The organism is Rhodococcus sp. 06-418-5 (assembly GCF_002258285.1).
Classification (GTDB): domain Bacteria; phylum Actinomycetota; class Actinomycetes; order Mycobacteriales; family Mycobacteriaceae; genus Rhodococcoides.
This window is the reverse complement of record NZ_NOYE01000016.1, coordinates 107,072-121,069: the sequence shown is the minus strand read 5'-3', so window position 1 is coordinate 121,069 and position 13,998 is coordinate 107,072. Positions and strand designations below refer to the sequence as shown.

At 63.9% G+C, this 13,998-nt stretch carries 14 protein-coding genes; 7 read left to right on the top strand and 7 right to left on the bottom strand.

Translation table 11 applies throughout. From position 1 onward, the window contains the following. Positions 1–2: 2 nt before the first annotated feature. Positions 3–662 (bottom strand): DUF3043 domain-containing protein, encoded by a 660-nt coding sequence (locus tag CH274_RS12810; RefSeq protein ID WP_032394419.1) that lies wholly within the window; start codon positions 660–662, stop codon positions 3–5. 100 nt (positions 663–762) lie between these two features. On the opposite strand from CH274_RS12810, the gene CH274_RS12805 reads away from it, so the two are divergent. The 3 genes from CH274_RS12805 (at position 763) to CH274_RS12795 (ending at position 3,346) form a co-directional block, all read left to right on the top strand. Continuing rightward, positions 763–1,836 carry a glycerate kinase family protein gene (locus CH274_RS12805; RefSeq protein WP_094657650.1) on the top strand — a complete coding sequence of 358 codons (1,074 nt, stop codon included), beginning with the start codon at positions 763–765 and terminating at the stop codon, positions 1,834–1,836. A gap of 65 nt (positions 1,837–1,901) precedes the next feature. Then, positions 1,902–2,267 (top strand): HesB/IscA family protein, encoded by a 366-nt coding sequence (locus tag CH274_RS12800; RefSeq protein WP_032394417.1) that lies wholly within the window; start codon positions 1,902–1,904, stop codon positions 2,265–2,267. 104 nt (positions 2,268–2,371) lie between these two features. Continuing rightward, entirely contained in the window at positions 2,372–3,346 is a 975-nt protein-coding gene (locus CH274_RS12795; RefSeq protein WP_094657649.1) for a carbohydrate kinase family protein, read from the top strand. 47 nt (positions 3,347–3,393) lie between these two features. Here CH274_RS12795 and asnB read toward each other — a convergent pair whose 3' ends face one another. Beyond that, positions 3,394–5,322, bottom strand: a complete 1,929-nt coding sequence (gene asnB / locus CH274_RS12790) for an asparagine synthase (glutamine-hydrolyzing) (protein ID WP_094657648.1) — start codon at positions 5,320–5,322, stop codon at positions 3,394–3,396. A gap of 224 nt (positions 5,323–5,546) precedes the next feature. Between asnB and ctaC the strand changes: the two genes are divergently transcribed. Then, a complete protein-coding gene (gene ctaC / locus CH274_RS12785) occupies positions 5,547–6,626 on the top strand; it encodes an aa3-type cytochrome oxidase subunit II (RefSeq protein ID WP_032394712.1) in 1,080 nt (359 codons plus the stop codon). An 18-nt stretch (positions 6,627–6,644) separates the two neighbouring features. After that, positions 6,645–7,061 carry a cytochrome c oxidase subunit 4 gene (locus tag CH274_RS12780; protein ID WP_032394414.1) on the top strand — a complete coding sequence of 139 codons (417 nt, stop codon included), beginning with the start codon at positions 6,645–6,647 and terminating at the stop codon, positions 7,059–7,061. 168 nt (positions 7,062–7,229) lie between these two features. Here CH274_RS12780 and CH274_RS12775 read toward each other — a convergent pair whose 3' ends face one another. The 5 genes from CH274_RS12775 to ctaE form a co-directional block, all read right to left on the bottom strand. After that, on the bottom strand, positions 7,230–7,505 hold the full coding sequence (locus CH274_RS12775) for a helix-turn-helix domain-containing protein (protein ID WP_032394413.1): 276 nt from the start codon (positions 7,503–7,505) through the stop codon (positions 7,230–7,232). Positions 7,506–7,735: 230 nt separating this feature from the next. Then, positions 7,736–9,508: a cytochrome bc1 complex cytochrome b subunit gene (gene qcrB / locus CH274_RS12770; protein WP_094657647.1), complete on the bottom strand. Its 1,773-nt coding sequence runs from the start codon at positions 9,506–9,508 to the stop codon at positions 7,736–7,738. Further along, positions 9,505–10,713: a cytochrome bc1 complex Rieske iron-sulfur subunit gene (qcrA, locus tag CH274_RS12765; protein ID WP_230596647.1), complete on the bottom strand. Its 1,209-nt coding sequence runs from the start codon at positions 10,711–10,713 to the stop codon at positions 9,505–9,507. Before qcrA ends, qcrB begins: the two co-directional genes overlap by 4 nt. Continuing rightward, complete coding sequence (gene qcrC, locus CH274_RS12760; RefSeq protein ID WP_032394411.1) at positions 10,710–11,558, bottom strand: cytochrome bc1 complex diheme cytochrome c subunit; 849 nt, start codon at positions 11,556–11,558, stop codon at positions 10,710–10,712. The genes qcrA and qcrC overlap by 4 nt, the downstream gene beginning before the upstream one ends. Positions 11,559–11,641: 83 nt before the next feature. Beyond that, positions 11,642–12,253: an aa3-type cytochrome oxidase subunit III gene (ctaE, locus tag CH274_RS12755; RefSeq protein ID WP_032394410.1), complete on the bottom strand. Its 612-nt coding sequence runs from the start codon at positions 12,251–12,253 to the stop codon at positions 11,642–11,644. 151 nt (positions 12,254–12,404) lie between these two features. On the opposite strand from ctaE, the gene CH274_RS12750 reads away from it, so the two are divergent. Both CH274_RS12750 and trpD read left to right on the top strand, forming a co-directional pair. Continuing rightward, positions 12,405–12,881, top strand: a complete 477-nt coding sequence (locus tag CH274_RS12750) for a hypothetical protein (protein WP_032394409.1) — start codon at positions 12,405–12,407, stop codon at positions 12,879–12,881. 53 nt (positions 12,882–12,934) lie between these two features. Next, positions 12,935–13,996 carry an anthranilate phosphoribosyltransferase gene (trpD, locus tag CH274_RS12745; RefSeq protein ID WP_094647675.1) on the top strand — a complete coding sequence of 354 codons (1,062 nt, stop codon included), beginning with the start codon at positions 12,935–12,937 and terminating at the stop codon, positions 13,994–13,996. Positions 13,997–13,998: the final 2 nt, after the last annotated feature.

Sequence of the window (13,998 nt, the reverse complement as noted above, 5' to 3'; positions counted from 1 at the left end):
CGTCAGACGGCCTCGCCGGCGCTGACTCGCGGCTTGGGGGCGCGCATCTTGCGGATCTGGGACGCGCGGACGAATGCGTACCACCCGATCTTGAAACCACCGTCGGTGGTCTCGGGGAACCGCACCCGGATCTTGTTGTTGATCATCTTGCCGAGGTAGATGCCCTCACCGACCATGAAGAGCATCATCACGAACATGCCGAGGGTGACGTACTGCTGCACCTGAGGCTGCAGGAACAACGCGAAGATCAAGATCAACGCGAGCGGCATGAACAGTCCGACGAGGTTGCGCCGCGCGTCGACGATGTCGCGCACGTATGCGCGGACCGGACCCTTGTCGCGGGGGAGCAGGTACTTGTCGTCGCCCGCGAGCATGCGTGCGCGACGCTCGGCTGCGGCGGCGCGTCGCTCGTTGGAGGCGGCCTTGCGGTCTTCCTTGCTGCCCTTGTTCGCCTTGCGGCGCTCGCGTGCCTCTTTGCTCGTCAGCGGAGCAGGAGCAACCGGTCCACGACGCCGCGCCTCGGCGTCACGACGCTTGGGGGTCGGTCGGCCCTTACCGAGAGACACCGAAGAGGTCGCGTCGCTCCCGGCCGTCGTCGACTCGGATTCGTTCGAGTCGTTTCCGTCCGAATTGTCAGAGTTTCCACGGCGTAGCAGCTTCACGCACTCAGAGTATGGGATGGCTCGTCGGATTCGAACACCGGCCAGGTCAGCGACGAAACAGCGGATGCCGTTCCGTCGCTGCAGCCCTAGACTTCCGACGATGCGAGTGATGATTGCGCCGGATTCGTTCGGAGACACCCTGACTGCCGCGGCCGCGGCCGACGCCATCGCCAGGGGATGGGCGTCGGTTCGGGAGACCGACGAGCTCGAACTCGCCCCTCAATCCGACGGTGGCCCCGGCTTCGTCGAAGTACTGGCTTCCCGCATCGGCACCGCGCAGTTCGCGGATGTGGACGGGCCGCTCGGTAACCCGGTCCGAGCCGAATGGCTGCTCGACGGCACGGCGGCATACATCGAATCGGCTCAGGCCTGCGGACTGCATCTGCTCGACGGACCGCCCACCCCACTGTCCGCATCGAAGGCGAGCAGCTACGGCGTCGGTCAGTTGCTCGGCGCGGCACTGGACAGCGGAGCCGAAACGATATTCGTCGGACTCGGCGGAAGTAGCTGCAGCGACGGTGGCCGCGCGATGATTCGTGCGCTGGGCGGACTCGGATCGGCAGTCGCCCGGTTGTCCGACATCGACCTCGTCGCCGCGTCGGACGTGGAGAATCCGCTGCTGGGCGACGCCGGTGCAGCCCGAGTCTTCGGTCCACAGAAGGGCGCCGACGCAGAGACCGTTGCTCGGCTCGAGGAGCTGAACGCCGACTGGGCGGCGGTCCTGTCCGCCGCGGGTCACGACGTGGCGGACCGGCCGGGTGCCGGGGCCGCCGGTGGTCTCGGGGCGGCGTTGTTCGCACTGGGCGGCAGGCAGCAGCCCGGGGCGGCTGTCGTGGCCGAGCGGACCGGCCAGCAAGAACTGTTGGACTCCGTCGACCTGGTGCTCACCGGTGAGGGCAAATTCGACTCGCAATCGCTGCGGGGCAAGCTGGTGACGAGAATCGCTGCCGCGGGCGGCGCGACCGGTATCGACACGATCGTGCTCGCGGGACAGGTCACATTGTCCGAGGACGAACTGGAATCGGCGGGTATCTCCGCTGCGCACTCGATCAGTGAGTTCGCAGGATCGGTGGAGCTGGCGATGTCCGACGCGGCGAACCAGCTCGAACAGCTGGCCGCGCGCGTAGCGGCCGACGTGGACGACACTGCCGTACAACCGAGGCGGCGAGCGTGAGGAATAGAGCCACCGGGAGTACGGTTGAGTAGTTCACGGGTTTGTACGACTGATAGGGAGAGCCCATGACCGTCTCGAACGAGGCCACAACGACCGAAACCACAGCGCACAAGGTCACCATGACGGAGACCGCGTCGACCAAGGCCAAGGCGTTGCTGGACCAAGAAGGCCGCGACGACCTCGCGCTGCGCATCGCGGTGCAGCCAGGTGGTTGCGCAGGACTGCGCTACCAGCTCTTCTTCGACGACCGAAGCCTCGACGGCGACCTCGCGGTCGACTTCAACGGCGTCACGCTCGCAGTGGACCGGATGAGCGCCCCGTACGTGGAGGGTGCATCCATCGACTTCGTGGACACGATCGAGAAGCAGGGCTTCACGATCGACAACCCGAACGCCACGGGATCGTGCGCGTGCGGCGACTCGTTCAACTGAGCTGACTCGTACTCGACTGTGACCGGTACACGCGTGCGTGTATCGGTCACAGCCGTGTCTGCCCAGCAGCTCTCCAGCACTCAAGAACCGAAAGGCCCTCCTTCGTGACTCTCGCGGTATCCGGCTCGATAGCGACCGACCATCTGATGCGATTCTCCGGACGGTTCGCCGAGCAGATAGTCGCCGACCAGCTCTCGAACATCTCGCTCAGCTTCCTGGTCGACGATCTGGTGATTCGCAAGGGAGGCGTCGGCGGAAACATCGCGTACGCACTCGGAGTTCTCGGCGGTGCGCCTCTTCTCGTCGGGGCCGTGGGACCGGACTTCGCCGAATACCGGACCTGGCTCGAGGAGCACGGCGTCGACTGCAGTGGTGTGAGCGTGTCCGCTACCGCGCACACCGCCCGCTTCGTCTGCACCACGGACGAGGACATGGCGCAGATCGCGTCCTTCTACCCCGGAGCGATGAGCGAGGCCCGTGATATTTCCATCGAGACGCTCGCGGCGCAGCACGAGATGGACCTGGTTCTGATCGGCGCGAACGACCCCGACACCATGACAGCGCACACGTCCCAGTGCCGCGCTGCGGGTATCCCGTTCGCGGCCGACCCGTCGCAGCAGCTCGCCCGGCTCGACGCAGCGCAGGCGACCGACTTGATCGACGGTGCCGCGTACCTGTTCACCAACGAGTACGAATGGGCACTGCTGAAGCAGAAGACCGGCATGTCCGACGCGGACATCGCTGCGAAGGTGGAGCTGCGTGTCACCACCCTGGGTAAGCGCGGCGTCGACATCGTGGCCAAGGGCGGCGAACACACCCACATCGGCGTCGTGCCCGAGACGAGCAAGGTCGACCCGACCGGCGTCGGCGATGGCTTCCGGGCAGGTTTTCTCACGGCACACATGGCCGGAGCCAGTATCGAACGCGCAGCGCAACTCGGTTCGCTCGTTGCCGTGCTGGTGCTGGAGACCACCGGCACTCAGGAGTGGGAGCTCAATCGCGACGACGCGATCAAACGTCTGACCGCGGCGTACGGTGCCGACGCGGGCGAGGAGATCGGGGCATTGCTCCCCGTCTGATGCCGATCTCGCCGCCCCGAGCCATCGGGGCGGCGAGGTGACCTCGATCAGACGTTGACCGGGTACTCCGGTTCGGCGATCTGCGGCACGATGCGTTTTTCCACGAAGATCCCGTGCCACACCATGAAGATCAGCAGGGTCCACAGTCGACGGCTGTGATCGGACCGGCCGGCGCGGTGGTCGTCGAGCATTGCAACGACGGCTGCCTTGTTCAGCAGGTGATCGGTCTGCGAATCGGCGATCTGCTGGTGCGCCCAGTCGAAGAGTTCCGTGCCGCGGAGCCAATGGCGCAGTGGCACCGGGAATCCCAGCTTGGCACGGTGCAGGACATGACCGGGAACGATTCCCTCGAGCGCCTGACGCAGAGCGTACTTGGTGGTGCTCTTGGTGATCTTCTGCTCGAGTGGGAGCTTTTCGGCAACCTTGTAGACCTCGGAGTCCAGGAACGGGACTCGCAGCTCGAGTGAGTTCGCCATGGTGATCTTGTCGGCCTTGACCAGAATGTCGCCACGCAACCAGGTGAACAGATCCAGATGCTGCATACGAGCCACCGGATCCCATCCCTGCGACTGTGCGTAGATCGGGGCGGTGACGTCCTGATGGGTCCATTCGGACCGGAACTCGCGCAACACCGAGCGCAACTGCGCGTCGTTGAAACTGCGAGCGTTGCCGTAGTACCGCTCTTCGAGGGTCATCGATCCGCGGTTGAGCAGGCTCTTGCCGCGCGTGCCCTCCGGGATTCGCTCGGACAACGAGCCGGCCGCTCGTCGAAGGAAGGCGGGCAGCGACTCGAACGGCTTCAACGACAGCGGTTCGCGGTAGATGGTGTATCCGCCGAACAATTCGTCCGCACCTTCACCGGACAGCACGACCTTCACGTGCTTGCGTGCTTCCTTGGCGACGAAGTACAGCGGCACCAAGGCGGGGTCGGCCACAGGATCGTCCAGATACCAGACGATCTCGGGAATGGATGCCGCAAATTCTTCGGGCCCCACGACCTTCACGATGTGCTTCGCTCCGATGGCGGCCGCGGACTCCGCCGCCACGTCGACCTCGGAGTAGCCCTCGCGCTCGAATCCGGTGGTGAACGTGATCAGGTCGGGATTGTGGCGAATCGCCAGAGCTGCGATGGCCGTCGAATCGATGCCGCCGGACAGGAACGAGCCGACGGTGACGTCGGCGCGCATGTGTTTGGCCACCGAATCTTCGAGTGCCTCGGCGATTTCCTGGTACCGCGCCTTCTCGGTGCCCGGCGTGAACGGCTGCACCGGGAACTTCGGTGTGAAGTAGCGGGTGATCTTCGGCGTCGTACCGGGGGACAGGGTGGCGTAGCAACCGGACTCGAGCCGCCGAACGCCTGCGTGCAGGGTCTCGGGCTCGGGGACGTACTGCAGAACGGTGTAGTGCTCGATGGCGCGCGGGTCGAGATCGGTGTCGACACCGAGCAACTCCATCAGCTCGAGCACGCTCTTCTTCTCACTACCGAACGCGGTGCCACCCGGACCGGTGGCCAGGAACAGCGGCTTGATGCCGAACGGATCGCGAGCGACGAACATCTCACGGGTCTCGGTGTCCCAGACGGCGAATGCGAACATGCCCCGAAGCCGCTCCACAGCGGCAGCACCCCAGTAGTGAAACGCTGCGACGATGGACTCGCTGTCGCCCTCGGTGCTGAACTCGGCACCGTGGTCGCGTGCCAGTTCTGCGCGCAGTTCCAGATAGTTGTAGATCTCGCCGTTGAAGACGAGCGCATACCGGTTCGGCGACTCCGGCGGACCCCAACGCATCGGCTGATGCGAGTGTTCGATATCGATGAAGGACAACCGATTGAAGCCAAAGACGACGTCGTCGTCGTGCCAGGTGCCACCGGGCTCGTCCGGGCCGCGGTGTCGCATGCAATGGGTCGCCGAAGCGACGAGTTCGACTCCGGCGGCGGTCGTTCCGTGAGACGTGAGTACTCCGAGCAGTCCACACACGGCGTCTGCTACCTCTTCTCGCAGTTGGGGACAGTGCAGGGGTCCTGGTCTCCGCGAGCGTCGTCAGCGGGACTGTAGATCAGGATCCGAGTATGCCGCAGACACGCTCGGACGTAGGTAACGACCCAAGGGTGGTTCTCCTCCGGCTTTGGTCTACGCTGCGTAGTACTCGGGCATCTCCATGTGGAAGCCCTTATTCTTCAGTGGTGGGCAATCAGGAAGGCGTGAACGTGGCGCAGAGTCGGATCCTTCGGCGAGCGGGGCTGACAGCATTTCTCGGTGTAGCCGCGTTGATGCTGTCGGGCTGTTCCATCAGCAGCGACAACGTACTCAATTTCGGTTTCGCCTCGGGCGTCACCCCTCAGGGGCGACGCATCGGCGACCTGTGGACGTGGTCGGTCATTGCAGCCCTGGTCATGGGCATCATCGTGTGGGTTCTCATCTTCTGGGTGGTGCTGTTCCATCGTAAGAAGAAGAGCTCACCGGAGTTCCCTCGCCAGACGGCGTACAACGTTCCGCTCGAGCTGTTCTACACGGCGGTTCCGTTCGTGATCATCGCGGTGCTGTTCTACTTCACGGTCGTGGTGCAGAACTACGTCGACGAGAAGCAGGCAGATCCCGATGTCCAGGTGGATGTCACCGCTTACCAGTGGAACTGGAAGTTCGGATACCGGACCATCGACCTCAAGGACGGTGCCGCCAAGTACGAGGGCACCGACGAGGAAGAGCAGGCTGCAGCCGAGGCCGCGGCAACCCCGGGCGAAGGTGCCGAGGGCAGCGAGGACGGCGAATTCGTTCCGGGACCGATCAACGGTGCTTCCACGCAGGATCTGTCGTACCTGCACTACAACAAGATCGAAACGGTCGGATCCAGCGACGAGATCCCGGTTCTGGTTCTGCCGACCGGCAAGCGCATCGAGTTCGTGCTCGCGTCCTCGGACGTCATCCACGGATTCTGGGTTCCGGAATTCCTGTTCAAGCGCGACGTCCTCCCGAACCCCGAGGAGAACCACTCCGACAACGTCTTCCAGATCAGCGAGATCGAACGCGAAGGCTCCTTCGTCGGACGGTGCACCGAGATGTGCGGCACTTTCCACTCGATGATGAACTTCGAGGTTCGTGCAGTGTCTCCGGAGCGGTTCGAGCAGTACATCGAGCTGCGCAAGCCCCTGTCCGAGGGCGGAGATGCACTGACCAATGCGCAGGCACTCGAAGCCATCGGCGAAAGCCCCCTCGCAACGAGCACCTCGCCGTTCTCTACCGACCGCACCCTCCGAACAGCCGCTGTCGCTGAAGGCAACTGACCAAGGAAGCATGCTGATATGAAAATCGAAGCCAAGATCTTCGAAATCCTCACTGTCTTCTTCCTCCTGGTCGGCATCGTGTACACGTTGTTCACGGGCCTGAGCCGCACAGGAGTGGAGTGGGCCGGAGTCACCGCGATCTTCCTGTCGGTGGGTCTGACGCTGATCATCGGCACCTACTTCAGGTTCGTCGCCCGACGCCTCGATACGCGCCCGGAAGACTTCGACGACGCCGAGGTGAGCGACGGTGCAGGCGACCTGGGCTTCTTCAGCCCCGGCAGCTTCTGGCCGATCGTGCTGGCAGCCTTTGCAGCCGTCACTGCCATCGGCTTTGCCTTCTTCCAGCCGTGGCTCATCGCTCTGGGCGTCTTCTGTGTCATCGCCGCGGCCGCAGGTTTGGTCTTCGAGTACCACGTAGGTGCCGAGCGCCACTGACTCCACCAGCTCCACCCGACAAGGGCCCTGGTCGTTCTCACGAACGATCAGGGCCCTTGTCTGTTGTACACGCACAGGCCGGTCCGGATGCTCGGCTCACGGCGGCTGTGACGTCGACGGAGCTATGAACTCGGGAGGTGTAAGCGGGAGGTGCACCACAGGGGACAGTCAGGAGACGTCGGCCTCCGAGTGGGTCCGACCGGAACAGGACGTCGAATCGGCAAGCGAGTCGAGGGAGATGTCCAGCGCACCGCACAATGCGGCGACGGTGAAGAACGCCGGCGTCGGAATCCGGCCGGTCTCGATCTTCCTCAGAGTTTCGACCGAGATGCCGGCCTTGTCGGCAACCTCGGTCATGGTTCGGCCACCACGGGCAAGACGGAGCGCAGAGCCTAGCCTGGCACCTCGGGCGAGTTCGCCGGGGGTGAGGGGAATGCGGACCATGAGACCGATAGTAATACCGGTTCGTCGAGAACCCGCGCGCCGAGATCGGCCGATACAGCGAGTGGGTCGTCCGCCGGTGGGGGAGGGGAGGGCCGCCCGGGACTCTCGCGGATCCTCAGCCGTCGTGCTCAGGACAGCGAGCCCCGGCTGTGGGTCCGGATGGTGTCGGCAGACAAGAAAAAAGGGCGACACCGTTGCCGGTGTCGCCCTCTTTCGGACTCTGTCAGATGTCAGTGTTCTCTGTCGTTGTCACTTCGACCCGAAGCAATAGCAGCGTCCTCGTCCGCATGGAGTCCATTGCCGTTGCCGTTCGCGTGGCCATTGCCATTGGCATGGCCGTTCGAGTGGCCGTTGCCGTTCGAGTGACCGTTCCCGTTCGAGTGGCCGTTGCCGTGAATGCCCGCCTGGTAGTTGCGGAGCATCGTGAGCTGCTCGTGTTCACCCTTGTGCAGGGCATCTTCGAGAGCCTTGCTCTGTGCCACCGGATCCGGACTGAACAGCGATCCCGAGCCAGGCTTTCCGGCCGAGCCGAGCTTGTTCATCTTCTTCGGTACGGGTGCGCCCTGGTAGTCGAGGGGGATCGGGTGTCCGTGATCGTCGACCGGTCCGAGCGGCTGGTGGATTTCCACGTACTGGCCGTGCGGGAGGCGCTTGATGATTCCGGTTTCGATGCCGTGCTCGAGAACTGCCCGGTCACTGCGCTGCAATCCGATGCAGAATCGGTACGCGATGAAGTAGGCGAGCGGAGGCATGGTGAGAATTCCGATACGACCGATCCACGTCATCGCGTTGAGCGAGATGTCGAACTTGTACGCGATGAGGTCGTTGATGCACGAGAGCGTGAGGATCACGTAGAAGGTGAGAGCCATCGCGCCGATCGCGGTACGCACCGGAACGTCGCGGGGACGCTGCAACAGGTTGTGATGCGCAGTGTCTCCGGTGAGACGCTTCTCGATCCAGGGGTAGGCGATCATCACGGAGAAGACGAGACCCATGATCACTGCCACCCAGAACACTGCCGGGATGGTGTAGCGCCCAGCGATGTATATCTCCCAGGCAGGCCACAGACGGGCCATGCCGTCGGTCCACATCAGGTAGAAGTCGGGCTGCACACCGGCCGACACTTGCGACGGGTTGTACGGTCCGAGATTCCAGATCGGGTTGATCTGGAGCAGTCCGCCCATTGCTGCCAGGATGCCGAAGGTGACGGCGAAGAAGGCACCGGACTTGACTGCGAAGACCGGGAGAATACGAACGCCGACGACGTTCTGTTCCGTGCGGCCCGGTCCGGGGAACTGGGTGTGCTTCTGGTACCAGACCAGAGCCAAGTGGGCCGCGATCAGGGCCAGGATGATTGCCGGCAGCAGAAGAACGTGAGCGACGTACAGGCGCGGGATGATGATCGTGCCGGGGAAGTCGCCGTCGAAGATGAGCCAGTGCATCCACGTACCGATGATCGGGATGCTCATCGTGATGCCACCCAGTGCGGCGCGGAGGCCGGTGCCGGAGAGCAGATCGTCGGGCAGCGAGTAGCCGAAGAAGCCCTCGAACATCGCGAGGATGAGCAACAGGCAGCCGATGACCCAGTTGGCCTCACGCGGGCGACGGAACGCGCCGGTGAAGAAGATGCGCATCATGTGCACGATGATCGAGGCGGCGAACATCAGAGCCGCCCAGTGGTGAATCTGTCGCATGAACAGACCGCCGCGAACCTCGAACGTGATGTCGAGAGCCGTTGCGTACGCCCTGGACATCGTCACACCGTTGAGCGGGGTGTACGCACCGTCGTACACGACCTCGCTGAGCGAGGGGTCGAAGAACAGGGTGAGGAACACGCCCGAGATCAGCAAGATCACGAAGCTGTACAGCGCGATCTCACCGAGCAGGAAGGACCAGTGGGTGGGGAACACCTTGTTGATCTGGCGCCGTAGCCCAGGTGCCAGGTGATAGCGACTGTCTACGCCGTCGGCCTGCTTGGCGGCGAGGTTTTGCAATGTACTCATGAGTCACGCTCCGGACGACGTTCCCAGAAGGCGGGTCCCAGTGCTTCGGTGAAGTCTCCCGAAGCGACGAGGAATCCCTCTTCGTTGACAGTGATGGGAAGTTGGGGCAGCGCACGCGCAGCCGGTCCGAAGATCGGCTTGCCGTACTCGAGCGCGTTGAACTGCGACTGGTGGCAAGGGCAGAGAATTCGGTTGGTCTGCTGCTCGTACAACGATGTCGGGCAACCCAGGTGCGTGCAGATCTTGGAGTAGGCGAAGTAATCGCCGTAGTTGAAGCTTTCTTGACCCTTGCGCTTGACGACGTTGCTGGCGGCGTCCGGGCGAAGGCGGATGAGCATGACCGAGTTGCGAACACCACGCAGGGATACGAGCAGGTCGTGCTCGCTCTCGCGATCCGCTTCGCGGAACGGGAAGACGGTCTCCATGGCACCAGCGTCCAAGTCCTCGGGCCGAACGAGAACGACATCTTCCGGTCGCCCGGTGTCTCGTCGGAGGTAGATGGTCTCTCCATCGTAGCGAGGAGTCCAGCCGGATACCCACAACGGCGAATCTTCGCCCTTCGCCCACGGGTTCTTGATCAGGCCGCCCAGGGGGAGAAGCGCCATCACACCGAGTGCGCCACCACCGAAGACCAGCGACCGCTTGATCACCTTGCGACGACCGATGGTCGACGTGTCGAGGGAGTCACCCAGCTCCGCCACGAGCGTCTTGCGGTCCGTCTCCGACGAACCGCCGTCGTGACGGTCCTGGATGGAGACCTCTTCGGGGATGAACTTCTTGGTGAACTGCACCGCGCCGACACCGACCGCGAGGATCGCCAGACCCATCGTTGCGCCGATGAGCGGGGTGTAGAGCGAGTAGGCAATGTAGTTCTCTTCGCCGATACCGGCGTACTGCCACGGCCAGAACAGGTAGATACCGATGAACGCGACCGCAGCGAGACCGGCGATCGAGAACCAGATGGCGACGCTGCGCTCGGCGCGCTTCTCGGCGCGGGTACCTTCCACTGCCCAACGGTTGCGGCGGAAAGCGACGTCGACACCGTCGAGGTTGGTGCCCAGTTTGACCAGGTCGTCGCGGCTGAGCGCGGCGAGTTCCTCGTCGGTGTACTTCTTGTCCGCGTTCACGCCTTCGGCACCGGGCGCATCCTTGCGTCCGGATTCGTCGTTGTTCGCGTCCTTACGGCCGGAATCGCCGTCGGTCATGATCTAGCTCCGATCCACAAAGTTGCTCCGACGACGGCGATGATGCCGACCGTCCAGATAGCGATCATCTCGGTACCGGGACCGAAGCCGCCGATGCTCCATCCGCCTGCGGGCAGCGTCTCGGTGGACGACTTGATGTAGGCGATGATGTCGGACTTCTCTTCCAGCGTCAGCTGGCGATCGGAGAACTTCGGCATGTTCTGAGGACCCGTGACCATCGCGGTGTAGATCTCCTGCTCGTTCGCGGGTCCGAGCGGGGGTGCGAACTTACCCGAGGAGAGAGCTCCGCCGAGGCCCGTGAAGTTGTGGCAGGAGGCGCAGTTGAGTCGGAACAACTCGCTTCCGCGTCCGATGTCGTCGCCGCGCAGTGACTCCTGAGCGATCTCGCCGTTCTCGTCGAGGATGACCGTCGGTCCGCCACCGTTGGCCTGGATGTAGGCACCCAGCGCATCGATCTGCTTGTCGTTGAACTTCGGCGGCTTGCGCAGCGCCTGCGCCTCGTTGCGGACGGCAGGCATGCGGCCGCTCGACACCTGGAAGTAGACAGCCGCTTCGCCGACGCCGATGAGGCTCGGTCCGCGATCCTGAACACCCTGCAGGTTGGCTCCGTGGCACGTGACGCAGGACGTGTCGTAGAGCTGCTTGCCCTCGCGGATCAGCGCTGCCGAATCGGTATCGGCGGTTGCGACCTGCGGAGCCGGCGTCAGAGCCGAGGCGAGGAATCCTGCGCTCAGAAGGCCCATCATCAGAACGAGCGCACCGGTGATGCGTCGGCGCGTCTTACGCTGCCGTCTCGTCTTGGAGGCGGCGTTGTCGTCGGATGCTGCTGGGGGAGATGAACTCATCTTCTATCCCTTGTCGTGTCGGGACGGACCGAACGTCGGGGGCTGAATCCGTTCGCTCGTTATCTTTGGCGTGCTGACTGTCACTAGCGGATGAAGTAGATCGTTGCGAAGAGGGCAATCCAGACGATGTCGACGAAGTGCCAGTAGTACGAAACGACGATGGCGGCGGTGGCCTGTGCTGGCGTGAACTTGCTGACCAACGTCCTGGTGATCAGGAAGACGAAGGCGATGAGTCCGCCGATCACGTGCAGTCCGTGGAAGCCGGTCGTGATGTAGAAGACCGAGCCGTACACGCTGCTCGAGATCGTCGTGCCCTCGTGCACCAGGTGGTAGTACTCGTACGCCTGGCCGGCCACGAAGAACGTGCCCATCATCAGAGTGATGATGTACCAGCGGCGGAGTCCGAAGACGTCACCTCGCTCGGCGGCGAACACACCCAGCTGGCAGGTGAACGACGATGCGATCAGCACCGCGGTCACCGGCACAGCGAGAGCGAGGTTCAGCTCCGTCGGCTCGGGCGGCCAAATTCCATTCGCCTGGGCGCGTGCGACGAAGTACATCGCAAACAGTCCGGCGAAGAACATGAGTTCACTCGACAGCCACACGATCGTGCCGACGCTGACCATATTGGGACGGTTCAGCGAGTGCACGCGTTGGGTGATTGCCGATCCTTGAGTCCCTACAGCGCTCGTCACAAAGAGAAGTATGACCCGTCGTAGTACGGAAGGCATATCCGGGTCCGCTCTTGGCGCGTCGTGTCGGAACGAATCCGGGTCCGTCCTTGTTCCCGTGCTGGTGAGAGCCCCTGTACGGGCCGGTAGGGTCCAGTCGTGCAAGGCTGGCCTCATGGCAAAGCGCACCGAGGGTGGATGGTTTCGGAGACTGTTCTCGCGATCGACGGCAGAACCTCTGGACCCCACCCGTGACGACCTCGTGACAGTGGCGAGTTGCTTCGACGATGCACAGGCGTGTTCGGCCGTGCTCGACGAAGCAGCGAGGACCCAGCCGGTGTGGACGGAATCGGCGGACGTGGTGCTCCGGCATCATCTGGTGTTGCCCTCGCACCAAGTCGAGGACGCTGCGGCGGTCGCGGCTCAGGACGGCTACGAGGTGGGACCGGTCGTCGATCTACCGGAGAGCTCCGGTTACCGCCCTCGGGTCGACGACGGCGTGCCTCTGGTACTGCAACGTGTTCAGGTGCTCGATGCCTTGCACTGCTCACAGGAGCGTTCTCGCATGGCCGGGCTCGCCCAGCGACGAGGGGGAGCGGTACTCGGGTGGGACGCACTGCAGCCTGCGCAGCCCGGGGCAGCCTCTGGCTAAGCTTCCACCGCACCGTACGGGCATCGACGGCAGAAGGGCACGGCACAACCACCATGACCGCACCGACCAGTGACGAGCAGCCGCGAACGTGGCGTCGAATTCTCGGAGCGTTGACCACGTACTCCGACCTGTCGAGCGCCGACACCGGTTGGGTGATGGACGAGATCATGTCCGACAACGCCACAGCCGCGCAGATCGCCGCCTTCGGGGTGGCGCTGAAGATGAAGGGCCCGACGCCTGCGGAACTGGAAGGTCTCGCCGAGTCGATGCTCTCGCACGCCCTTCTCGTCGAGACCGACCGTGACGCCGTCGACGTCGTCGGAACCGGCGGTGACGGAGCCGACACCGTGAACATCTCCACGATGGCCGCGATCGTCGTCGCCGCCAGTGGTGTACGAGTGGTCAAACACGGCAACCGCGCAGCGTCGTCCAAGAGCGGAACGACCGATGTGCTCGAAGCGCTGGGAGTGCACGTGAACCTGGGCGCTGCCGGAGTCGCGTCGAGCGTCGAGCAGGTCGGTATCGGGTTCTGCTTCGCCCCGATCCATCACCCCGCGCTGCGTTTCTCCGGTCCCGCTCGCAAGGAGATCGGGATCCCGACGGCGTTCAATGTGCTGGGCCCGCTGACCAACCCCGGCCGCCCCCGCGCCGGACTGATCGGCTGCGCCTTCGAGAATCTTGTCCCCGTCGTCGCGGGCGTATTCGCCCAACGCGGCAGTTCGGTGCTCGTCGTGCGCGGTGACGACGGCCTCGACGAGATCACCCTGTCCACCACGACCACCGTGCACGTGGTGTCCGACGGGGCCGTCACGGTCGAGACGATCGACCCGGTCGACTACGGAATCGCCCGAGCGCCCATCGACGCACTCAGAGGCGGAGACGCAGAATTCAACGCGGCCGTGGCGCACCGAGTGTTCGCCGGTGAACACGGCCCCGTCCGCGACGCGGTACTGCTCAACGCTGCCGCAGCAATGGCAGCGCACCACGGCGTGTCCGACGACCTCCACGCCCGGATCGAAGCCGGATTGGTCACTGCCGCAAAGACAGTCGATTCAGGCGCGGCAGCACAGCTACTCGCCGACTGGGGTCGATGCACCACCGAACTCGCCGACTGACA